This is a genomic window from Hungatella sp. SB206 (genome assembly GCF_051132295.1).
GTDB lineage: Bacteria > Bacillota > Clostridia > Lachnospirales > Lachnospiraceae > Hungatella > Hungatella effluvii.
The window spans coordinates 5,617,205-5,640,385 of sequence record NZ_CP096603.1 but is presented as its reverse complement, the minus strand read 5'-3'; the positions used below and the strand labels follow the sequence as shown (position 1 = coordinate 5,640,385).

Below are 23,181 nucleotides of genomic sequence, written 5' to 3'. Positions count from 1 at the left end.
AGCAAAAACAGGGGGATTTAAACATGAAAAAACTTTTCGTTTCAGCAATCAGTGTTTTAACTGGTATTGCAGTGGTAAGCACGTCGGTTATGGCCCAGCCATTGGGGGAACCGGATTCAGGTGCAGCGCTTCAACCGTCACAGGAATTATCTGTGACACAGCAGTACAAGACGGTATTGCCTGGCTCTGATCCAACTAACACAAAGAATTGGATTCTGGACGAAGCTCTGTCAGATGATTTTGATGGTTCAGAACTTGACAAGGAAAAATGGCAGCCTATACCGTATACATGGGCTGGTGCATGGCGTTGGCAGGATGACAATGTAAGTGTTAGTGATGGCAGCCTTCATCTTACGGCAAGACATGATAAAAACGATCTTCTGGACGAATCACCTAATGGCTGGGAGAGCCATAACATGTATGACGGCGACTCTGTAAACGGTGAGTATGTGACATCGCTTTACGGATCGCGCTCTGGAAAGTCTGCACTTGTATATGGTAATTTCTTTCCTATTTGGGTGAGAACAGATACAGTGATTCATAATTTGAATCCGGATAAAATGTATTCCTTTACAGCATACGTTAAAAAAACCGGTAATCAGCCGATTGCACAGATGTATGCAACCGATCCTTCCGACAATGAGATTCCCTTAAGGGGGCCGATCATGGAGTTTGCCGAAAGCGATGACTTTGCTGTATATACTATAGAAGGCATCCGTCCTTCTGATGACGGAACATGTAAAATTGGATTTGAGGTGAAGGCAGATCCTTACGCTATGACAATCATTGATGATGTCACTTTCCGGGAGGAAGGGAGTACGACTAATCTGGCGCCTAATCCGGGCTTTGAAGATATTACCGATATGAATTACTCATCCGGCGGAATCATAAGCAGACAATCTATGAAATATGGATACATGGAAACACGTGCGAAGGGAGCGCCTGCTCTGCCTGGTGCCTGCAGTGCCATCTGGCTTTTGGGAAGAACGGAGAAATGGGGAACAGAGATTGATGTTCTTGAGATCGGGCAGACACAGACTGTGAATGAGCTTGATTTTGCAGTCCACACGTTCAAGACTCCCACTTCGGTACAAAAACCGGCACAGGACAAGAATCCCCATGGAAGTGCAGGAATATGGGGAAGCGGGAATTCCTTTAATCCGTCAAACGAATACCATACATACGGACTGGAATGGGGACCCGGTTACCAGAATTTTTATGTGGATGGCATTTTAAGAGGCCGTTTCTATGCAGGTTCAGCTGGTGCCGTGCAGTCTGACACTATCTGGAAGCAGACCTCAACACAGCACGCCTCCAATATGGATGCGATTCCTCAGAATCTATTGTTATCACTGGGCTTGCGGCCTCCATACCGGGATGGAAACGTTGAAAATTTTAATACCGTTTTTGATGTAGATTATATCCGTGTATGGCGCAGCAATAATACAGAGGCAACCGGTATCATAAAAGAGGTTAATACGAAGGAAGGGAACATAGTCGTTCCCTATGGGACCACCAGAGAAGAATTGGAGTCCAGGTTGGATTCTACTGTGGCAGTTATGCTGAACCAGGCGGTTTCTCTGGCAGATCAACGAGACATTGAAGTGAAATGGGATACGAACGGGTTCGACGGTACGGCAGAAGGAACGATTTATACCCTGGAGGGAAGTTTGATAAATCTTCCGGATGGTGTGACAAACACGAATAATGTTACGGCAGAACTCTATGTTTATATTCAGTCCAAACCATACCGGATCGACAGAGAAGAACTTCAGAAGCTGGTAAACCGTGTATATCACGAAAATGAATATAAGGCGTCGGCGTGGGGGAATTATCTGCTCAAAAGGAAAGAAGCACAGACGGTTTTAGATAAGTCTGATGCAGGAGATCAGGAAATCGTTGATGCATACGAAAATTTGAAAACGGCAATACAGAATTTAGAACTTCTGCCGGATTTAAACGGACTGGTTATGCAGGAATACTATGCCGGGAATTATACATCACAGAGCTGGTGGTTCTATACGCAGGCCCTGAAAGCAGCAAAAAAGGTTCTGGCTGATCCGGAAGCGGCCAGCGGAGATATTGAAAAAGCCTATGACCGGCTAAAAAACGCAATTGATACTCTTGAGGCCGTGCCGATGGGGAAGAATCTACTTTTTGGCAAAATACCGGCATCGAACACGGCAATCAGCAACAATAGGCAGGCTGCTACAGATGGCAGTGTGGATACTGACATTGGCTGGGGCCCGTCAACAGATAAGAGTATTTATACGACTGTTAACGCCGGAAATGAAAACGGTGATGCGGATAACGGCTACTCAACCTGGGAAGGGGCATATCTTCAGTATGATTTTGGAGATGAGAGGCCTGTGAAACAGGTTGTAATCAACCGCTTTTGGTATTTAACAGACTTACGGTCAGTAACCTGGAAAGATTGCATGGTCCAGCTTAGCACATCACCGGATTTTACATCGGATACAACTACGACGATCTTCGGGAAAGCGGATGTGGTGATGGAAAGTGATACCGATATATCGGGCAATTTGCGGAAAGCGCCTCAGATCATCTCTCTCAATGAGCCGGTGTCTGCACGGTATCTGCGTGTATTTGGAAGAGGACATAAGGGGGGCTGGGGAAATTACAGTGCTCGAATGAGTTATTCGGAAATTCAGGCTTTTGAGGCTGCCTCTGTGAATTCCTATGGGATAGCCGGGCGTGTAACAGGAGAAAAAGGCGAGTGCATGGAAGATGTTTCCGTAAATCTGTATGAGGGCAGTGATATCAGCATGGCAAGCCCCTCCGATGCAGCAAAAACAACTGAAGAAGGAGCCTACAGCTTCTGGAATTTACCAGAAGGTAGATACAGCGTAGAGATTCCCGCCAAAAACGGATATAAGCAGGAAGTAAAGACCATTGAAATCAATGGCAGTAATGCGGAAGCTGTAGATTTCCAGCTGGTAAAGATGGAGGAAGAGCACGCTGACAGGGAACTTAGGATAAAAACGCTGCCTGTGAAGATAAAATACTGGATCGGGCAGCAACTGGATTTGACTGGCCTGGAGGTTTCTATCTGCAAAAATGGGGTGGAGGAAAGACAATTAGAGGCTGAAGAGTATACGGTAGGAGAGCTGGATCCATTAAAAACGGGAGCACAAAAAATTACGGTTTCGTACACGGACAGAAGCATAGCCGAGCCAATTACTTATGAAACGTCATTCTCTGTTATGGTTTATGAAACGAAACTGAATCAATCTATTAAAGTGGTTAAAAAGCCGAATCAGCTCATTTATACTGTTGGAGATGAGATTAATCCGGAGGGATTGGAAGTACGCGGACTTAACTTAACGGATGAAAATGTTGTAGTGCTAAAGGATGGAGATTATACATTAGAGTACAATACTAAAAAAGCAGGAACATCTACGGTTACAGTTACAGCAGCCATCACAGAAGGCGATGAACCGGCAGCAGAATTAAAGGATTATTTTGATATCCGAGTATTGGACGGGGATGAATCCATACGATCTGTGGAAAAGATCAATGTAACCCGAAAACCGTATAAGTTGACGTATGAGCCGGAAGACGACTTTGATGCAGATGGTATGATCGTGGAAAAGACAGTAAAGGTGTATGCAACTTCCAGTAATGCAACGTATACGGAACGGGTGCCGATGGAGGAATTGGAAGTAGAAATATCAGATTTATCGAAAACAGGAAACCGGAAAGTAAAAGTTTTTTATTACGAAGAAGGCGAGGCTGGCGAAGAACTCGTATTTTCTGACAGCTTTACAGTAAAGGTGAGTAAGGACAGGGAGAAGTTGATAAGCGGGGCGCTGTCCGCAGCACAGAACCGGCTGGAACAGGCTTTACAGTACGGAGAATATATGATGGACAGTGAAAAAGAAGCTGCATTCAGCCAAGCTCTTGATGAGGCGAAGGAGTGCCTGGATACGTACGGTAAAAATGGCAGAATAAGCGATAAATTATATTCCAAGCTTTTATTTCTTGACAGGTTGCTGACAAAGGCGTATCCGGATATCAAAGTCGTCATCGATACAAACGGCTTCTTTAAAAAAGTTAATACACAGGGGCTTATCTTCAGTGCTGACATAAGCTTGAGTCACTCCCAGCAGGTCCGGCTTAGAATTGGTAATACTACGGCGGATGAGATGGTATCTGAAATCTCAGAGGTGTTAGACAACCCGATCGCAGTCAATACATTTCTTACCGCAAATGAGGAAGAGATTCAGCCAGTGCTTCCCATTCGTTTTCAGATGGAGATACCGGCCGGTCTTACTAAAAAGAATCTGATGATTTATGAGTATCGCAATAACGGATGGAATACTCTAATTCCTACGGTCAAAGGAGATCAGATAAGCTTCCTGATATCAGATTCATCATTGTTTGTGTTGGGGAATAAAAAAGAAGAGATAATTCCACCAAGTGGAACTGACAGCAGCGACAGCGGCAGTATAGGGGAATCAGTCAATACGATTCCGGGAGCATGGAAGAAAGATGATATTGGCTGGTGGTATCAGAAAATTGCAGGCGGATATATCACTTCTTCTTGGGCGCAGATTGACGGCCTCTGGTACTATTTTGATGGAATGGGATATATGAATACTGGTTGGATTTTAGTAGATGGCCTCTGGTATTTTATGAATCCGAATGGAAGCATGGCGGAATCCTGCTGGATAAGCTGGGAAAATAGTTGGTACTATTTGGGGTGGAACGGAGCTATGGCAGTAAATACTGTGACACCGGATGGATTTACTGTCGGTAAGGATGGCGCCTGGATACAACAGTAAGCTGTCATACAAATTTGCAGGGAATATTCTGAAAATATAATATGAGACCGTATACCGTAAGATATGCAGATGTACAGGCAGCAGGCAGCTGCATATGGCAAAATGCCGTGTACATCATGGCATATACGGTATACGGTCTTAATTCCCGTTTTAGGGAAGCCTTATTGATTTACTGAACCAGGAACACTTCCGCACTTCTGGTACCATATGCCCTCGTCTCTCCGTGTGTATTAAAGAAGATATCAACATGGTTTCCTTTTACTGCACCGCCGCGGTCCTCTGCGGTATAGATCACGCCGTTGATCATAATCTTGCTTCCGTAAGGAATCACTCTCGGGTCAACCGCGATCGTGTGGTTGGCGGAGGCGATGGCTCCTGTGCTGGTGTGGCGTCCCCATCCCTCGGAGCAGGCGGAACATGGGCAGTAGCCGGTGGTCTTAAAGATACCGAGGGAGCGAAGCGTTCCTGCGCTTCCGTCAGAGCTCATGACCTGCATGTCGCCAACACTGTGTACCTTCGGGCAGGAGAGCTTCATTCCTGATGCGTAGGCTTCAACGAGATAGGAACCGTCCTCATATGATTCCCACGGTACGATTACTTCAAATCCGTAATTGCCGGTTCCGGTGCCTTTCCTGACCAGGTCTTCCCGATAGTCATCGGCGGGAGCCGTGTACTCGGCTTCTGTCTGTCCTGTCGCCTGATTGGTGACTGTGACCTTGACTTCTACCGCGGAAGCGGGATCGGAGCTGTTCCAGGCCCAGCCCCGGACGCTGTCGCCTTCCACACAATCCAGAACTCCGGGTGTCTGCCCTGCGAGAGCCGGGACAGCGGTACCTAATAAAAATGTCATCATAAGTAAAGTTCCGAAGAACAGTTGATTTCGTTTCAATCGTTTCATGTAATAAATACATCCTTTCTTTTTTACTAACTGTAACATATTTTAATATATTATATATATATGTAACAGTTTTGTAATAAATGAGGTACAAATACACATTTTACACTATTTTCCAGATTTGTCAAGGATATGAATAAAAAAATAGAGATGCCCGATGTTTCATAAGGCGTCTCTATTCGTTCTGATGTGTTGATTGAAAGGCTTTTCTTCTTATATTATAATTCAGGATCTACTCCGCAATTGCCTGAAATACTTCCTGTTTTTTTACTCCATAATCCAGTGCTTCCTGGTGGCTTGAGAAGTAGAGATCTACGGTATGGCCGTCCACTCCGCTTCCGATGTCCTCTACCGTGTAAACAGTTTCACCGATTATTACCTTTGTTCCCAGGGGAAGTACGGTGATGTCTGCTGATATGGTGTGATTTGCCTGCGGCACGGTACCGGAATAGGTGAGGCCGCTGCCGCCGGAACATTTACTGCATCCACAGTATCCGGTGGTCTTGAAGATCCCGAGGGACTCTCCTTTTTTATATCCTCCGAAGGTTTCTTCCACTGGTTTCTCCTCTTTTTTCGGGATTCCAGGGCCGATCTCCTCGCTGGTGCTTTCAGTTTTCTTTAAGGCTTCTGGTGCCGGTTTGTATTCCAGGGAGCCGGTAAGAAGTGTTTTTTCATCTCCGGTTACCAGGCAGGCTTCTACTTTATAAGCGCTTCCGCCTATTTCTTCCCAGTTGATCTTATAGTCAAATGCACGACAGCCGTCTCCATAGGACTTTCCTGCCTCTTCGCTGTAGCTTTCTTCCGGTACTGTGATGACCTTTGCCGCTTTGGCGGCTCCGTCTTTGTAAATATGCAGTTCAACCGCTGCCGTCTCGCCGGATTCCGCGTTGTCCTTCAGCCACCCTGTAATATGGTTTCCATCCACGGCTGTGAGAGCGCCTTTTTCTTCGGCAGCCAGAGCTGTTATGGATAAAAACAGGGTACAGAGGAGCGTCACACACAGCATCAGAAGAAGCTTTCCTGATTTCTTTTTCATGATTTACCTCGCAATATTATGATTTTTCCGTGAAATATGATAGAAAAATGCGTTGTTATGGTGTATCAATTTTCATTATATTACAAAAATGTTAAATGTCAAGGAAATACTGGCAATACGTTTGTAACATTTGTCTTACTTCATTAAAATGCTTTATAATTTATAAAGAAGAAGTTCACAGAAAATTCTCAAAAAATTTTCAATCGAATGTATTGACAAATGAGGGAAAAAAGAATATATTATGAAATGAAGATGTTAGCACTCCCAAACGTTGAGTGCTAACAGAAAGACTCAGAAAGGAAGTGTGGCGGGTTGAACGATAAGGACCAGTTGGACGGCCGTAAGGTTACGATCTTGAAGGCTATTATTAAAACGTACTTAGAAACTGGCGAACCGGTTGGTTCCAGAACTATTTCCAAGTACACCGATCTGAATTTGAGTTCAGCCACGATCCGGAATGAGATGTCTGATCTGGAGGAGCTGGGATACATTGTACAGCCGCATACGTCGGCCGGGCGGATTCCCTCCGATAAGGGATACCGTTTTTATGTGGATCAGATCATGCAGGAGAAAGAAGAAGAGTTTACTGAAATCAAGGACCTGATGCTAAAGCGTGTGGACCGGGTCGAGCTTCTGCTGAAGCAGATGGCAAGAATCCTGGCGCAGAACACGAATTACGCGGCTTTGATCAGCGCTCCCCAGTATCACAGAAACAAGCTGAAATTCATCCAGCTGTCCAAGGTTGATGATGGAAAGCTTCTGGTGGTCATCGTTGTAGAGGGAAACATGATTAAGAACACCATGATCCCCGTCAGCCAGCAGCTAAGCGATGAAGGGCTTTTAAATCTTAACATTCTTCTTAATAATGCCTTAAACGGGCTGACCATAGAGGAAATCAATCTGGACGTGATCAGCAGATTAAAGGAGCAGGCCGGCATACACAGCGAGGTGGTCGACCGGGTTCTGGGCGAGGTTGCGGAAGCAATCCGGGCGGACGACGATGATTTGCAGATTTACACCAGCGGCGCCACGAACATTTTCAAGTATCCGGAGTTAAGCGACGGAGAGATGGCAAGCCGTCTGATCGGTACGCTGGAACAGAAAGAACTTCTTCAGGAGCTGGTCGATGATGTGAACAGTTCAGAAAGCAGTTCGGGAATTCAGGTCTATATCGGCGAGGAAGCGCCGGTGCAGACGATGAGGGACTGCAGTATCGTCACAGCGAATTACGAGCTGGGCGAGGGCTTGAGGGGAACGATCGGTATCATCGGTCCAAAGCGTATGGACTATGAAAAGGTTTTGAATACGCTGCGGAATCTCATGACGCAGCTGGATTCAATCCTGAAAAAAGATGAAAGGTGAAGGGAAGAACAGTGAGCAGCGAAGAGACGAGAATAGAAGAGGAACTGGTAGAAGAGGCCATGAAGGCTGAAGACGCCGGTTCCGTTGAAAAGGAAATAGAAAAAGGCGAAAAAGAGGCCGCAGAGACAGACGCGTGTGCCGAGGATGCCGCTGAGGAAAAAAACGGAGAAGAAGAGCCGGTAGAAGAAAAGCAGACAGAACCGGAGAAAAAAGGATTTTTTGGAAAGAAGAAAGAGAAGAAAGATCCGAGAGACATCAAGATAGAGGAACTGACCGACCGTCTGCAGCGGAATATGGCCGAGTTCGATAACTACAGAAAGAGGACAGAAAAAGAAAAATCTGCCATGTTTGAAATCGGTGCCAGAGATATCATTGAAAAGATACTTCCGGTGGTCGACAATTTCGAGAGAGGCCTTGCAGCCGTTCCGGAGGAGGATAAGGGCGCTCCGTTTGCAGAAGGAATGGAAAAAATATATAGACAGCTTATGAAGACGCTGGAAGATGCAGGTGTAAAACCGATCGAAGCAGTGGGTCAGCCATTTGACCCGAATTTCCACAACGCAGTGATGCATATTGATGACGAATCCCTTGGCGAGAACACGATCGCCATGGAACTTCAGAAGGGTTATACCTACCGGGATACCGTGGTGAGACACTCCATGGTTCAGGTAGCCAATTGACTGTGAGCATTTAACGAGGTCTTTTCGGGTTTAGTGCGAACGTCGTTCACGAATCTTAGCGAGGTTCTTTCGAGCTTAGATGAGCTGAACATACCTTTATTAAATGATAAAATTGAGAGTAAAGACAATTATAGGAGGAAAAAACTATGGGCAAGATTATTGGTATTGACTTAGGTACTACTAACAGCTGTGTGGCTGTTATGGAAGGTGGAAAACCGGTTGTTATTCCGAACAGTGAGGGGGTAAGAACAACACCATCTATCGTAGCATTTACAAAAAACGGTGAGAGACTGGTAGGTGAGCCTGCAAAGCGTCAGGCGGTTACCAATGCGGACAGAACCATCTCTTCCATTAAGAGACATATGGGTACAGACTACAAGGTAGCGATCGACGGAAAGAACTACACACCGCAGGAAATCTCCGCGATGATTCTGCAGAAGTTAAAAGCTGACGCAGAGGCTTATCTGGGTGAGAAGGTAACAGAGGCCGTTATCACGGTTCCTGCATACTTCAACGACGCACAGCGTCAGGCAACCAAGGACGCAGGCAAGATTGCCGGCCTTGATGTAAAGCGTATTATCAACGAGCCGACGGCAGCAGCGCTGGCATACGGCCTTGACAATGAAAAAGAGCAGAAGATCATGGTATACGATTTAGGCGGCGGTACATTCGATGTTTCCATCATCGAAATCGGCGACGGCGTAATCGAAGTGCTTTCCACAAACGGCGACACCCGTCTGGGCGGCGATGATTTCGACAACCGCATCACCCAGTGGATGGTAGACGAATTCAAGAAGACAGAGGGCGTAGACTTATCTGGTGACAAGATGGCTATGCAGAGATTAAAAGAAGCTGCAGAGAAGGCTAAGAAGGAATTATCCTCCTCCACAACCACCAACATCAACTTACCGTTCATCACTGCTACGGCAGAAGGCCCGAAGCATCTCGATATGAACTTAACGAGAGCGAAATTTGACGAGCTGACACTCGATCTGATCGAGCGTACAGCTGTTCCGGTACAGAACGCATTAAGAGATGCCGGAATCACAGCTTCCGAGCTTGGAAAAGTTCTGCTGGTAGGCGGTTCCACCCGTATGCTGGCAGCACAGGAAAAAGTAAAACAGCTGACAGGAAAAGAACCGTCCAAGACCTTAAATCCTGACGAGTGTGTGGCGATCGGCGCCAGCATCCAGGGCGGTAAGCTGGCAGGCGATGCCGGCGCAGGCGATATCCTTCTTCTGGATGTTACTCCACTGTCCTTATCCATCGAGACCATGGGCGGCGTAGCGACAAGACTGATTGAGAGAAACACCACAATCCCGACAAAGAAGAGCCAGATCTTCTCCACAGCGGCTGACAACCAGACAGCGGTTGATATCCACGTTGTACAGGGCGAGAGACAGTTTGCAAGAGACAACAAGACACTCGGCCAGTTCCGTTTAGACGGAATTCCGCCTGCAAGAAGAGGCGTTCCGCAGATCGAGGTTACCTTTGATATCGATGCCAACGGTATCGTAAACGTATCCGCTAAGGATCTTGGAACAGGCAAGGAACAGCATATCACCATCACCTCCGGCTCTAACATGTCCGATGATGATATCGATAAGGCTGTAAAAGAAGCGGCTGAATTCGAGGCTCAGGATAAGAAGCGCAAGGAAGGCATTGATGCGAGAAATGACGCCGACTCCATGGTATTCCAGACAGAGAAGGCTTTACAGGAAGTAGGCGACAAGATTGACGCCAATGATAAGGCTGCCGTAGAAGCTGATTTAAACGCTTTAAAAGAAGCCATCAACAGAGCTCCGATCGAAGAGATGACAGACGCGCAGATCGAAGACATCAAGGCTGGCAGAGAGAAGCTGATGAACAGCGCTCAGGCACTGTTTGCAAAAGTATATGAGGCTGCCCAGGGTTCTGCAGGTGCCGGCCCAGATATGGGCGCTGGTGCGGATAACGCAGGCGGCGGAGCTTCCTATCAGGACAGCGATGTAGTTGACGGAGACTACAAAGAGGTGTAAGATAGTCTGGTCAGTTGACTGGGCTTTGGAAAAAGTGTTGTAGTGATACAGCACTTTTTCCGCAGTTTTCATATCTGGCTGTCCGGCAGGCATGAAGGGCCGGAAACAGGTAAAGCGATAAGTGAAAGGTAGACCTAAGATGGCAGAAAAGAGAGATTATTATGAAGTCCTCGGCATTCCCAAAGACGCAGACGATGCGGCGATTAAGAAGGCCTACAGGGCATTAGCAAAAAAATACCATCCTGATACGAACCCCGGCGACGCTGCCGCAGCGGAGAAGTTTAAAGAGGCTTCGGAGGCGTACAGCGTGCTCAGTGATCCCGATAAGAGACGCCAGTACGACCAGTTTGGTTCCGCTGCGTTTGACGGAAACGGCGGACCGGGCGGATTCGGCGGTTTCGATTTTTCCGGCGCAGATATGGGAGATATCTTTGGCGATATCTTCGGCGATATTTTTGGCGGCGGACGATCCAGAAGCGGTGCCCGTTATAATGGACCATCGAGGGGCGCCAATGTCAGGACCAGTGTCCGGATCACATTTGAAGATGCGATTTTCGGATGCGAAAAAGAGATCGAGCTTAATTATAAAGAGGAATGTGCGTCGTGTCACGGAAGCGGGGCGAAAGCGGGAACCTCACCCGTTACCTGTCCGAAGTGTAACGGAAAAGGTAAGATCATGTATACCCAGCAGTCCTTCTTTGGTCAGGTACAGAATGTCCAGACTTGTCCGGACTGCGGCGGAACAGGCCGTATCATAAAAGAAAAATGTCCGGATTGTTATGGAACCAGATATATTACGAAGCGTAAGAAGTTTAAGGTCACGATTCCTGCGGGCATCGATAACGGACAGAGCGTGCGTCTGGCCGGAGCCGGTGAACCTGGAACCAATGGCGGAGAGCGGGGCGACTTACTGGTCGAGGCCGTAGTATCCGGCCATCCGATCTTCAAACGTCAGGATACCAGCATTTTCTCCACCGTGCCGATTTCCTTTACCAGGGCGGCGCTGGGCGGTCCGATCCGTATCAAGACGGTGGATGGAGACGTGGAATACGAGGTGAAGGCCGGAACCCAGACAGACACCAAGGTTCGCTTAAAGGGCAAGGGCGTTCCGTCTCTGAGAAACAAGGCAGTCCGCGGCGACCATTATGTCACACTGGTTGTACAGGTGCCAGAGCGTATGAATGAAGCTCAGAAGGAGGCGCTGCGCAGGTTCGATGAGGCGATGGGCGGCGACAGCTCCGAGGGCGAGAAGCATAAGAAAAAAGGAATTTTTAAATAGCAGTTATCGATAAGGCCGTCATCAGGCAGTAATCCCTGATGGCGGCCTTTTCATTTACTGAAAATTCATATAAAAATTTATGAATCCTTACAATTTTATACAATACACAAAATATAATTGGTTCTATCTTGTAAAAAACAGTAAAAACCAGTAAAATAGGAATCAGTAAAAGAAACGTATCAGTTTCGGTTTTGGGGAAATCCGGAAAGGGTAAGGGATGACAGAAGAAGAGCGGCAGGTTTTAGAGTTTGTCAGGCGGTTTCACCAGGTCTGTCTGGAAGAGCAGGATATGGAACAGGTCGGTCAGATGATTTCTGACGATATCGAATGGACTGGTGCAGGAAGATACAATACAGTAAAGGGACGTGAGAACATCTTAAACGTCTTTAAGGCGGATCAGAACGGAAAGAAGTACGATTATCAGATTCTGAATGCGGATTATGCGGTATCGCTTCTCGCCGGACATATTTATTCCTTTTCAGGAAGCTGTTACGTCAGAGGAATCCGGGGGGGTCTGGAGGACGGCGAGCATGTGGTGCGCGCAACGGGCATCTGCCGGTTTGAGGACGGCGTCGGATATATGATGAGACTTCATCACTCTCTTCCGAACCGTGCGTGGGAATCCGACCTGCAGCGAATGACACAGGAAGATGTGCGGGTGCTGCGGAGTCTGGTCGGTTTGCAGTCAAAGGAACTGGAGGAGAAAAACTCTAACTTGGACGCGCTGATTCAGAATATCCCCGGCGGCGTTATCTGCTGCAGGGACGATGAGGACCTGGAGCTTATATTTTACAGCGATGGCTTTTTAAAGATGTTCGGCTATACAAGAGATGAGATGGAGATGGTCCTTGAGAATAAGTTTAGCCGGATGATCGTGCCGGAAGATTTACAGAGCACGCGTCTGGACGTGATCCGTCAGATGAAGAACGGAAACACCAAGGAGATCGAATACCGTGTGATTTGCAAGGACGGAAGTTATCTTGTCATTCAGGATAATGGACAGCTGGTCATGCGGGACGGACAGCCCGTCTTTTACTGCATTCTGATCGACATTACAGAGCGCAGAAAGGCGGATGAGGAGCTGAAGATGAGTCTGGAACGGTACCAGATTATCTTAAATCAGGCGACAGACATTATTTTCGAGTGGGATATCAAGAGCGATACACTGACCTGCTCGCCGAACTGGATCAAAAAATTCGGATATCAGGTGGTCCGTAATCACATATCGGAAGAGGTATTGAGACGGGGCAATTTACATAACGATGATAAAAAGATCTTTGTGCAGATGCAGAAAGAAGTCCTCTTAGGATCCCCCTACGGGGAAAATGAGATCCGGATAGCCACAAAGGATGGGCGCTTTATCTGGTGCAGGGTGCGCTACACGCTTCAGACGGACCAGGACAAGCGGCCGGCACGGGCCATCGGACTGATCGCGGACATCGACAAGGAGAAGCGGGAAAAGGAGCGGCTGCTGGAGCTGGCGGAACAGGACTCGCTGACCGGCCTCTACAACCGGGGCGCGGTTCAGACGCTGATCCAGCGGTATGTGGTGAAGGCGCTGCCGTCGGACCACTGTGCGCTGATGATTCTTGACGTGGATAATTTTAAAAAGGTCAATGATATTTACGGCCATTTAAGCGGTGATGCGATGTTAAAAGACATTGCGGACATGCTCTGCAGGCTGTTTCCGGAAAATGCGGTTCTGGCAAGAGTCGGCGGAGATGAGTTCGCGGTCCTTTTGTACCATGTGAAAACTTTGGGTGAGGTGGAGGAGAAAGCGGACGGGATTCTTAAAAATTTCCGGTCGATTTTAAGGCAGCAAAAAGATATTATATCCTGTTCGATCGGTATCTCCATTGCTCCCGAGAACGGCGATAACTTCGCAAGCATCTACAAAAACGCCGATACGGCGCTCTATCAGGCCAAACGGCAGGGGAAAAACAGATATGCCCTCTATGCGGAATCGCTGGAGGATGTCATGTCACCGGAGGGACAGACGGACGTGGCCGGAGCGGCGGTTATGGATCAGAAACTCGCTGACCAGAACCTGACAGGCTATGTGCTGGATATCCTGAGCCGCTCCCACAGCATGGAAAAATCCATCAATCAGCTGCTGGAGATTGTCGGAAGACAGGTGGATGTGTGCCGTGTCTACATTTTCGAGGATGACGAAGACGGAATCAGATCCTCCAACACGTTCGAGTGGTGCAAGGAGGGAGTCCAGCCCGAAAAGGAGAATCTGCAGAGCATAAATATGGAGGAGCTCGATCATTACTACGATAACTTTAATGAGGAAGGAATCTTTTTCTGCCGGGATGTTAGTACGCTTCTGACGCATCAGCGCATGATTCTGGAAAATCAGGGGATTAAGTCCGTGCTGCAGTGCCGGATCATAGACCAGGGGAAGCCGAAGGGATTCATCGGTTTCGACGAATGCATGGAAAACCGTTACTGGACCGGCAATCAGATCCGGCTGCTTCAGACCATTTCCAGGATTCTTGGTATCTTTTTAATGAAGGGAAGGGCGCAGGAGCAGCTTGGCAGGGCTATGAACGGATTTTCCGCAGCATTGGAGGAGCAGAGAGACTGGTTCTATATTCTGGACATGGAAACGTGTCAGTTTCTCTACACCAGCAGAAAGGTGCAGGAACAAGATCCGGCGGTCGTCTGCGGCGGTGTCTGTTACCGTGTGTTCTTCGGGGCGGACCGGATGTGCGAGGGATGTCCCATGCTGATGCTGGATTCCGTCAGGACCAGTGCGTCGAGTCTCGTCTGGAACCGGAATAGGAAATGCTACGTGCATACCCGCGCCCAGGCTGTATTGTGGCCGGGAGGAAGAGAGGCATGCATGATCAGCTGCCGCATTGTGGAAGGGCTGGAAAAACAGAGAGAGGAACCAGAAAATAGCTTGGAGGAAGAAAAATGAAAAAAATAAGAAGATTTATACAGACGTCGGCACTGGCATTCTGCGCAATCCTGTGGTTTTCCATGGCAGCGTTTGCGGATAATACGCAGGAGGTACGGGATTTTCCGGGATTTAACGGTTCCGGATCGAAGCAGGTCGGACCGATCGAGGGCAGCGTCTCCTATGACTGCTGGTACGATGACGACGACAGCGATGATGACGACGGCGGACCGGGCGCCTATACGTATAAGAGAGGATGGCGCTACAGCCCGGGCGGCTGGTGGTTCCAGAACAGTGATGGGAGCTGGCCTTCCAGCGGTTGGAAGCACATCGACGGCAGATGGTATATGTTTGACAATGGCGGTCACATGATGACCGGATGGTACACCGATGGAAACGGCAATAAATTTTATTTAAATCCGACTGACGACGGCACTCTGGGTTCCATGAGAATTGGCTGGCAGATCGTCGACGGAAAGGCCTACTATTTTAATACAATGTCCGATGGTACGCTGGGACGTCTCCTTGTGAATACGACAACGCCGGATGGCTACCATGTGGGTACCGACGGCATCATGGCACAGTAGCCGGGACGGAAGGGCGGGAGCCCCGTATTCTGAACAGCCTGGATACATGGATGACAGATAAGAAATAACAGATAAGAAATAACAGATGAGGCATATTAAATGAAACAGAAAAAGGCTGAACCTGCTTGCCGCGGGTTCAGCCTTTTTCATTTCGATTACAAACTCTAATTGCCGTTAGATTGTAATATGTGAAAATGCGTTCTGTGTCCGGTCCCTCATGACTCAGGGCGAGTGTGATGTGGTGTAATGCATCAAGGAATTTCGTTTTTCTTGATATTTTTTGCCCCTTGTGATCGGTATGGAACAGAAGTGATTTTCATCCGTTCAATAGATTAATGCAGGAGGATCGTGTTTTATTGCATCTATTTCAAAAAAAAATAAAAAAAAATTGTTTTTCTTTTTCGCTTCCATGCGTTATGATGGAACAGACAGACGTACAGGTCGAAAAATGGCGTAAATCCGCCGTTTTTGAAAGAAGAAGGCCCCGGTAAATACAGTTGCTGTTGCAGCGATATCAAAACTATGCTATGATATCATGTGGTTTATTTCCGTGAGCAGCGAGCCATACAGACATGTCTGCATGTGCAGTGGGCGATTTTCGCAGGCCGCGGATCAGGTCGGATTATCTGAATGACTGGAGCCAGTCACAGATGAAAGAGAGGAAACGAATATAATGCACCAGTATCTGATTGTATGTCCGCTGGTATTCTTAGCCGGTTTCGTAGATTCCATTGCAGGCGGCGGCGGTCTGATTTCACTTCCCGCTTATTTGGCAGCAGGGGTTCCGCCTCATTTGGCGCTGGGAACGAATAAGATGGGATCGACCATGGGAACGGTCATCTCCACGGCGAGGTTTGCGAAGAGCGGCTACATCAAATGGAAGCTGTCCTTATTTGCGGCGGCCTGCGCGATCGTCGGTTCCATCATCGGTTCAAATTTATCCCTGCTTGCCAGTGAGAAGTTTTTAAAGGGAATGATGCTGTTCGCTCTGCCGATTGTGGCTTTCTATGTTTTGAAAAATAAGGATATGGGCGATAATAAGAATACGGGAAGTCTTACGGAGAAGCAGATGATGCTGATCAGCATGGCTGCCGCGCTGGTGATCGGTACATATGACGGCTTCTACGGCCCGGGAACGGGTACCTTCCTTCTGTTAGTTTTAACAGGGGCGGCGAAGATGGACTTGAGAACCGCATCGGGAACGACAAAGGTGATCAACCTGTCTTCCAATATTGCCGCGCTGGTGACATTTTTAATAAATGGAAAAGTATTGCTTCCGCTGGGAATTACAGCGGGCGTCTTCTGTATCGCGGGCCATTATATCGGCTCCGGTATGGTGGTAAAGAGCGGCCAGAAGGTCGTGCGTCCGGTTGTTCTGGCGGTGCTGTTGTGTCTTTTTGTGAAAATTGTGAAAGGGTAAGGGATTGCTATGAAATGGAAGAAATTTACGCTGAAGACCACGACGCAGGCCGTGGATTTAGTCAGCAGCATGTTTGATGAGATCGGAATCGAGGGAATCGAGATCGAGGACAATATTCCACTTACGGCGGAGGAGACGAAAGGGATGTTCATTGATATCCTTCCAGAGCTGCCGCCGGACGAGGGCGTGGCGTTTGTCAGCTTCTATCTCGACGACAGCCAGGACATCGCCGGCATCCTGAAAAGTGTGGATGAGGGACTTGATGACCTTTCCATGTTTACGGATCTGGGAGAGCGGACCATCACCGAGAGCGAAACAGAGGATAAGGACTGGATCAACAACTGGAAACAGTATTTCAAGCCGTTTACAGTGGATGATATCCTGATCAAGCCTACCTGGGAGGAGATTCCGGAGGAACATAAGGACAAGCTTCTCATTCAGATCGATCCGGGAACAGCGTTCGGCACGGGCCAGCATGAGACGACTCAGCTCTGTATTCGTCAGCTCCGCAAATACGTGACGCCGGAGACAGTTCTTCTCGATGTGGGAACGGGAAGCGGAATTTTGGGAATCACGGCCTTAAAGCTTGGGGCGAAGACTGTGTTCGGCACGGATCTCGACGAGAACGCCATCACGGCGGTCGGTGAGAACCTGGAGGCAAATGGAATTAATTCAGAGAAATTCGCAGTCCTTCAGGGCAATATTATCGATGATAAAGCTGTTCAGGACGCGGCGGGATACGAAAAGTATGACGTGGCGGTGGCTAATATTCTGGCGGATGTCATTATTCTGCTTCAGAAGGAAGTTCCGGTACATTTAAAAAAGGGCGGAATCTTCATCACCTCCGGTATCATTAATATGAAGGAAGAGGCAGTGAGGGCGGCATTTGCGGCCAACGATGCCTTTGAGGTGATCGGGGTAACGTATCAGGGTGAGTGGCTGTCGGTTACGGCCAGGAAGAAATAGGGAAGAGTATGTATCATTTTTTCGTAAACCAGGATCAGATCGGGCCGGAGACAGTCACAGTCACAGGTCCGGACGTGAACCATATAAAAAATGTGCTGCGCATGAAGCCAGGAGAAGAAGTCCTGATCAGCAACGGTGTGGACAGGGACTATTTATGTAAATTTGAGACGATCGCGGCGGACAGCGTGACCGCGGCGATCGTCTCGGTTACGGAGGGCGGTACGGAGCTGCCTGTGAAATTTTACTTATTTCAGGGGCTTCCGAAGAGCGACAAGATGGAGCTGATCATCCAGAAGGCAGTTGAACTGGGGGTCTATCAGGTGATTCCGGTAGAGACGAGGCGAACCGTCGTGAAGCTGGACGCGAAGAAGGAAGACGCGAAGGTGCGCAGATGGAACGCCGTCTCGGAGAGCGCGGCGAAACAGTCGAAACGCCTGATTATTCCGGAGGTGACCGGTGTGATGTCATTTCGGGAGGCGCTCCAGTACGCTGGTGGATTCGATAAGAACATCATTCCGTTTGAGCATGCGGAAGGGATGGCGGACACAAAGGCGTATTTTACAGGAATCAGGCCGGGTATGAGCTGCGGAATCTTCATCGGCCCGGAGGGCGGATTTGAGGATGACGAGATCGCGATGGCCTCGAAGGCCGGAGTGAAGCCGGTGACACTTGGAAAACGGATTCTGCGCACGGAGACGGCCGGACTGGCAGTGCTGTCCGTCTTAATGTTCCAGATGGAGAATTGACGAGCCAAAAGTGCTCATAACGAGGAGAATTTAAATGGAAGTTTATTTTGATAATTCGGCAACGACGAAGGTGCTTCCGGCGGTGGCCGATCTTGTGCTTAAGGTGATGACGGAGGATTATGGAAATCCGTCCGCGAAGCATGGAAAGGGCATGCGCGCGGAACAGTATATCAAAGAAGCCGCGGAGATCATCGCCGGGACACTGAAGGTATCTCCCAAGGAGATTATATTCACCTCCGGCGGCTCAGAATCCAACAATATGGCGCTGACCCGGACGGCCATAGCCAATAAACGGGCCGGTAAACATATCATCAGCACCTCCATCGAACACGCCTCGGTCTACAATCCGCTGGCGTATTTGGAGGAACAGGGCTTTGAGGTGACGTATCTGCCGGTGGATCATGACGGCCATATCAGCCTGGAGGATTTGGAAAACGCCATCCGCGAGGATACTATCCTTGTATCCATCATGTATGTGAACAATGAGATCGGCGCGGTGGAGCCGGTGGAAGAGATCGCAAAGCGGATCAAAAAAAAGAATCCGGCGATTCTGTTCCACGTAGATGGTATTCAGGCGTACGGAAAGTTTGTCATCCGGCCGAAACGGCAGGGAATCGATTTACTCTCGGTCAGCGGCCATAAGATTCATGCTCCGAAAGGAATCGGTTTTCTGTATGTGGACAGCCGGGTTAAGATAAAGCCTCTCATCTACGGCGGCGGCCAGCAGCGGGGCATGCGCTCCGGCACGGAAAACGTACCGGGGATCGCCGGACTCGGTGAGGCGGCCAGGGAGATGTATCAGAACCATGGCGAGAAGATGAAACAGCTCTATGAGTTAAAGGATTACATGATAAAACGGCTGGATGAGGTCGAGGGAACCACGGTCAACAGCCTTCCGGGAGAGTTGTCCGCGCCTCAGATCGTGAGCGCCAGCTTTTCCGGAGTGAGGAGCGAGGTGCTGCTTCACGCGCTCGAGGACAAGGGAATCTATGTTTCGTCCGGATCCGCGTGCTCCTCCAACCATCCGGCGGTCAGCGGAACCTTAAAGGGAATCGGTGTAAAACAGGAGCTGCTGGATTCCACACTGCGGTTCAGCTTCGGTGTATTTAATACGAAGGACGAGGTGGATATCTGTATCGCAGCGCTTAAGGAGCTGCTTCCAGTGCTCCGGAGGTATCAGAGAGGCTGACAGCCATGAACAATCAGAACGGCTGACCTGGCAGAAGGCCGCAATGCTTAACTGGGCTTTCAGAATGGAATGCCTGGCAGAGAAAAGAAAGGATCAATATGCAGTATAAATCATTTTTGATAAAGTATGCCGAGATCGGCGTAAAGGGAAAAAACCGTTTTATGTTTGAGGACGCTCTGGTGACACAGATCCGGCACGCGTTAAAGGATATCGATGGAGATTTTATGGTGGTGAAGGAGTCGGGAAGAATCTACGCCACAGCGGAATCTGAGTACGATTTTGACGAGGCAGCCCAGACGCTTAAGCGTATTTTCGGCATCGCCGCCATTTGTCCCATGGTTCAGGTGGACGACAATGGATATGAGGATTTAAAGAAACAGGTGCTCACCTATGTGGATGAGGTTTATGAGGATAAGAATTTTACCTTCAAGGTAAATGCAAGACGCGGCAATAAAAAATATCCGGTAAATTCCGACCAGATCAACAGGGATTTAGGGGAAGTGATTCTGGATGCATTTCCCGAGACGAAGGTGGATGTTCATCATCCCGAGGTCATGCTCCATGTGGAGGTGAGAAACCGGATCAACATTTACTCCATCGTCATTCCGGGACCGGGCGGTATGCCGGTGGGAACCAATGGAAAGGCCATGCTGCTCTTAAGCGGCGGTATCGACAGCCCGGTGGCCGGTTACATGATCTCAAAGCGCGGTGTGAAGATTGACGCCGTTTATTTCCATGCTCCGCCTTATACGAGTGAGCGCGCAAAGCAGAAGGTGGTCGATTTAGCGAAGCTGGTATCGAGGTATTCGGGACCAGTCCATCTTCATATCGTGAATTTTACGGATATCCAGCTCTATATCTATGATCAGTGTCCTCATGAGGAACTGACCATTATTATGAGACGTTACATGATGCGGATCGCCGAGAGACTGGCCGTGGATGCCGGAGCACAGGCTCTGATTACAGGGGAGAGCATCGGCCAGGTGGCTTCCCAGACAATGCAGTCCTTAGCCGCCACGGACGCGGCCTGTACGATGCCGGTATTCCGTCCGGTTATCGGATTTGATAAACAGGAAATTGTGGATGTTGCCGAGAAGATCGGAACGTACGAGACATCGATTCTGCCCTTTGAAGACTGCTGTACCATCTTTGTGGCAAAGCATCCGGCTACAAAGCCGAATTTGAAGATGATTGAGCGTTCGGAAGAAAAGTTGAAAGAAAAAATCGATGAAATGGTGGAGACGGCCATCAATACAGTGGAAGAGGTATGGTGCTGATTCAAGCACGCTGTCCTGCCCGGAGAGCTTTTTATGTAATAGGCTATTACATAAAAAGCTTCAACCGTGGGACACGGTTGAAGCGCTTACTTGTCCGATTAATCAACGATATATGGCTTTAAGATGTTTACGATCTCATCCACGCTGCTCTCAGAATGAATGTTTAAATCGATCGGCTTGGATAAGTCTAAACTGAAGATGCCCATAATGGACTTGGCATCAATAACGTATCTTCCAGATACCAGATCGAAATCGGTATCGAACTTGGTTAAGTCATTTACAAAAGATTTTACTTTGTCGATGGAGTTTAAAGATATACGCACTGTTTTCATGTGAAAAAACCTCCTTGAGATTGTTCTTTTTTTGATCAGGGAATCCCCGCTTGTTCAAGTTCAATACTACTGGCATATGGGTTAAAAGTCAATGGTAATTTTACATGAAAATAAACTTCGCATACTGTTTATTTAGATAGGAGAAAATAAAATGAGAAAGGCAGCCCTGCATAACCTTGGATGCAAGGTAAATTCATACGAAACGGAGGCTATGCAGCAGCTTCTGGAAGAGGCGGGATATGAGATTGTTCCATTTGCCGAAGGCGCGGATGTGTACATCATCAACACCTGTTCAGTAACCAATATAGCCGACCGCAAATCGCGGCAGATGCTTCACCGGGCAAAGAAGATGAACCCGCAGGCCGTGGTAGTGGCAGCAGGCTGCTACGTGCAGTCGGCAGGAGAGGCGCTTAAACTGGACGAAGCGGTGGACCTGGTCATAGGAAACAACAAGAAGACTGAGCTTGTGAGAATCCTGGATGACTACTTTGCAAGCGAAGATCACACCGTGGAAGAGACGGTAATCGATATCGGGGCGGCAAAGGATTACGAGGCCCTGACCATCAAACGGATCGCCGACCACACCAGGGCGTTCATCAAGGTCACAGACGGATGCAACCAGTTCTGCAGCTACTGCATCATCCCTTATACGAGAGGCCGGGTGCGTTCCAGAAAGCTGGAGGACGTGCGCGCCGAGGTAGAACGGCTGGTGGAAGCCGGATATAAGGAAATTGTGCTGACAGGGATTCATTTGAGTTCCTACGGCGTGGATTTTGAAGAAGGAGGGAAGAAGACGCTTCTCGACTTAATCGTGTGTCTCCATGAGGTAGAGGGACTCTTAAGAATCCGTCTGGGCTCTTTAGAACCGCGGATCATCACAAAAGAGTTCGCAGAAGCGCTGGCGTCCCTTTCCAAAATCTGTCCTCATTTCCATCTGTCCCTTCAGAGCGGCTGTGATGCGACGCTTGCGCGGATGAACCGCCACTACACGACAGAAGACTATTTAAGCCGCTGTGAGATCCTGCGTGCGGCGTTTGACTGTCCGGCGATCACCACCGATGTCATCGTAGGCTTCCCGGGGGAGACAGAAGAAGAGTTCCAGACAACAGAGGCGTTTTTAAAGAAGGTTCATTTTTACGAAATGCACGTCTTCAAATACTCCAAACGCGAAGGCACCCGCGCAGCCGTCATGCCCTCCCAGATCCCGGAGCTGGTAAAGACCGAACGAAGCGGAGTCCTCCTTTCGCTGGAAAAAGAAATGTCCTTGGAATACCGAAAGCAGCATCTCGGAAAAACCACCGAGGTACTGATGGAAGAAGAGTACGAGTGGGAAGGAAAGCGATACATGATCGGCCATACAAAAGAGTATATCAAGGCCGCAGTACCGTTTAGAGAAGACCTGAAAGGAAGAATGATTTCCGGTATACTTGAGACCCTGCTAAACGACGAAGTATTTCTCCTAAAAAACTAAGAAGATCCATTCAGCCTCCACCCTCCGCCGCTTTCCATCTTTTTTATCGCAGCGGAGCCAGTACACAGCCGAAATTCCGCAGGGGGTGAGGGCGCATGTGTATTCCGTGTCCGTCTTGCTTCCTACTCGCCATAAGAAAGTCCGGACCAGGCGAACACGCCCTGGTTTGGCGTGTACGCCTGGTCCGGACTTTCTTATGGCGAGTAGGAAGCA

At 48.5% G+C, this 23,181-nt stretch carries 16 protein-coding genes; 13 read left to right on the top strand and 3 right to left on the bottom strand.

The genetic code is table 11. The features are described from left to right. Nucleotides 1–23 precede the first annotated feature (23 nt). A complete protein-coding gene (locus M1L66_RS24950; protein WP_434688710.1) occupies nucleotides 24–4,805 on the top strand; it encodes a bacterial Ig-like domain-containing protein in 4,782 nt (1,593 codons plus the stop codon). Nucleotides 4,806–4,974: 169 nt separating this feature from the next. Here M1L66_RS24950 and M1L66_RS24945 read toward each other — a convergent pair whose 3' ends face one another. Both M1L66_RS24945 and M1L66_RS24940 read right to left on the bottom strand, forming a co-directional pair. After that, the gene (locus tag M1L66_RS24945; RefSeq protein WP_434688709.1) at nucleotides 4,975–5,703 is read right to left on the bottom strand and encodes a 3D domain-containing protein; all 729 of its coding nucleotides are present in this window, start codon (nucleotides 5,701–5,703) and stop codon (nucleotides 4,975–4,977) included. A gap of 229 nt (nucleotides 5,704–5,932) precedes the next feature. After that, nucleotides 5,933–6,736, bottom strand: a complete 804-nt coding sequence (locus M1L66_RS24940) for a 3D domain-containing protein (protein WP_187023166.1) — start codon at nucleotides 6,734–6,736, stop codon at nucleotides 5,933–5,935. A gap of 312 nt (nucleotides 6,737–7,048) precedes the next feature. Between M1L66_RS24940 and hrcA the strand changes: the two genes are divergently transcribed. The 11 genes from hrcA to thiI all read left to right on the top strand — a co-directional run bounded on the left by hrcA (nucleotide 7,049) and on the right by thiI (nucleotide 21,165). Then, nucleotides 7,049–8,098 carry a heat-inducible transcriptional repressor HrcA gene (gene hrcA / locus M1L66_RS24935; protein WP_187023167.1) on the top strand — a complete coding sequence of 350 codons (1,050 nt, stop codon included), beginning with the start codon at nucleotides 7,049–7,051 and terminating at the stop codon, nucleotides 8,096–8,098. 59 nt (nucleotides 8,099–8,157) lie between these two features. Further along, entirely contained in the window at nucleotides 8,158–8,778 is a 621-nt protein-coding gene (gene grpE, locus M1L66_RS24930; protein ID WP_187023188.1) for a nucleotide exchange factor GrpE, read from the top strand. Nucleotides 8,779–8,924: 146 nt separating this feature from the next. Next, nucleotides 8,925–10,796: a molecular chaperone DnaK gene (dnaK, locus tag M1L66_RS24925; protein ID WP_055653986.1), complete on the top strand. Its 1,872-nt coding sequence runs from the start codon at nucleotides 8,925–8,927 to the stop codon at nucleotides 10,794–10,796. 139 nt (nucleotides 10,797–10,935) lie between these two features. Continuing rightward, complete coding sequence (gene dnaJ, locus M1L66_RS24920; protein ID WP_434688708.1) at nucleotides 10,936–12,075, top strand: molecular chaperone DnaJ; 1,140 nt, start codon at nucleotides 10,936–10,938, stop codon at nucleotides 12,073–12,075. 217 nt (nucleotides 12,076–12,292) lie between these two features. Beyond that, nucleotides 12,293–15,001, top strand: coding sequence for a diguanylate cyclase domain-containing protein (locus M1L66_RS24915; RefSeq protein WP_187023168.1), 2,709 nt, complete (start codon nucleotides 12,293–12,295; stop codon nucleotides 14,999–15,001). Beyond that, on the top strand, nucleotides 14,998–15,567 hold the full coding sequence (locus M1L66_RS24910; protein ID WP_187023169.1) for a glucan-binding protein: 570 nt from the start codon (nucleotides 14,998–15,000) through the stop codon (nucleotides 15,565–15,567). Before M1L66_RS24915 ends, M1L66_RS24910 begins: the two co-directional genes overlap by 4 nt. A gap of 673 nt (nucleotides 15,568–16,240) precedes the next feature. Further along, nucleotides 16,241–16,987 carry a sulfite exporter TauE/SafE family protein gene (locus M1L66_RS24905; protein ID WP_187023170.1) on the top strand — a complete coding sequence of 249 codons (747 nt, stop codon included), beginning with the start codon at nucleotides 16,241–16,243 and terminating at the stop codon, nucleotides 16,985–16,987. A gap of 9 nt (nucleotides 16,988–16,996) precedes the next feature. Further along, complete coding sequence (prmA, locus tag M1L66_RS24900; protein WP_187023171.1) at nucleotides 16,997–17,953, top strand: 50S ribosomal protein L11 methyltransferase; 957 nt, start codon at nucleotides 16,997–16,999, stop codon at nucleotides 17,951–17,953. A gap of 8 nt (nucleotides 17,954–17,961) precedes the next feature. After that, entirely contained in the window at nucleotides 17,962–18,699 is a 738-nt protein-coding gene (locus M1L66_RS24895) for a 16S rRNA (uracil(1498)-N(3))-methyltransferase (RefSeq protein ID WP_434688707.1), read from the top strand. A gap of 34 nt (nucleotides 18,700–18,733) precedes the next feature. Continuing rightward, entirely contained in the window at nucleotides 18,734–19,888 is a 1,155-nt protein-coding gene (locus M1L66_RS24890) for a cysteine desulfurase family protein (RefSeq protein ID WP_434688706.1), read from the top strand. A gap of 98 nt (nucleotides 19,889–19,986) precedes the next feature. Then, entirely contained in the window at nucleotides 19,987–21,165 is a 1,179-nt protein-coding gene (thiI, locus tag M1L66_RS24885) for a tRNA uracil 4-sulfurtransferase ThiI (RefSeq protein WP_434688705.1), read from the top strand. Between the two features lie 98 nt (nucleotides 21,166–21,263). Here the strand turns inward: thiI and M1L66_RS24880 are convergent, their stop codons facing one another. Continuing rightward, a complete protein-coding gene (locus tag M1L66_RS24880; protein ID WP_002602483.1) occupies nucleotides 21,264–21,497 on the bottom strand; it encodes a hypothetical protein in 234 nt (77 codons plus the stop codon). 151 nt (nucleotides 21,498–21,648) lie between these two features. Between M1L66_RS24880 and mtaB the strand changes: the two genes are divergently transcribed. Continuing rightward, on the top strand, nucleotides 21,649–22,968 hold the full coding sequence (gene mtaB, locus M1L66_RS24875) for a tRNA (N(6)-L-threonylcarbamoyladenosine(37)-C(2))-methylthiotransferase MtaB (RefSeq protein WP_434688704.1): 1,320 nt from the start codon (nucleotides 21,649–21,651) through the stop codon (nucleotides 22,966–22,968). The last annotated feature ends 213 nt before the right edge of the window (nucleotides 22,969–23,181 follow it).

Coding starts and splice junctions, on each gene's coding strand:
- M1L66_RS24915 (WP_187023168.1), top strand. CDS start 12,293: ATGACAGAAGAAGAGCGGCAGGTTTTAGAGTTTGTCAGGCGGTTTCAC.
- M1L66_RS24905 (WP_187023170.1), top strand. CDS start 16,241: ATGCACCAGTATCTGATTGTATGTCCGCTGGTATTCTTAGCCGGTTTC.
- dnaJ (WP_434688708.1), top strand. CDS start 10,936: ATGGCAGAAAAGAGAGATTATTATGAAGTCCTCGGCATTCCCAAAGAC.
- thiI (WP_434688705.1), top strand. CDS start 19,987: ATGCAGTATAAATCATTTTTGATAAAGTATGCCGAGATCGGCGTAAAG.
- grpE (WP_187023188.1), top strand. CDS start 8,158: ATGAAGGCTGAAGACGCCGGTTCCGTTGAAAAGGAAATAGAAAAAGGC.
- mtaB (WP_434688704.1), top strand. CDS start 21,649: ATGAGAAAGGCAGCCCTGCATAACCTTGGATGCAAGGTAAATTCATAC.
- M1L66_RS24880 (WP_002602483.1), bottom strand. CDS start 21,497: ATGAAAACAGTGCGTATATCTTTAAACTCCATCGACAAAGTAAAATCT.
- prmA (WP_187023171.1), top strand. CDS start 16,997: ATGAAATGGAAGAAATTTACGCTGAAGACCACGACGCAGGCCGTGGAT.
- M1L66_RS24940 (WP_187023166.1), bottom strand. CDS start 6,736: ATGAAAAAGAAATCAGGAAAGCTTCTTCTGATGCTGTGTGTGACGCTC.
- M1L66_RS24910 (WP_187023169.1), top strand. CDS start 14,998: ATGAAAAAAATAAGAAGATTTATACAGACGTCGGCACTGGCATTCTGC.
- dnaK (WP_055653986.1), top strand. CDS start 8,925: ATGGGCAAGATTATTGGTATTGACTTAGGTACTACTAACAGCTGTGTG.
- M1L66_RS24945 (WP_434688709.1), bottom strand. CDS start 5,703: ATGAAACGATTGAAACGAAATCAACTGTTCTTCGGAACTTTACTTATG.
- M1L66_RS24950 (WP_434688710.1), top strand. CDS start 24: ATGAAAAAACTTTTCGTTTCAGCAATCAGTGTTTTAACTGGTATTGCA.
- M1L66_RS24890 (WP_434688706.1), top strand. CDS start 18,734: ATGGAAGTTTATTTTGATAATTCGGCAACGACGAAGGTGCTTCCGGCG.
- M1L66_RS24895 (WP_434688707.1), top strand. CDS start 17,962: ATGTATCATTTTTTCGTAAACCAGGATCAGATCGGGCCGGAGACAGTC.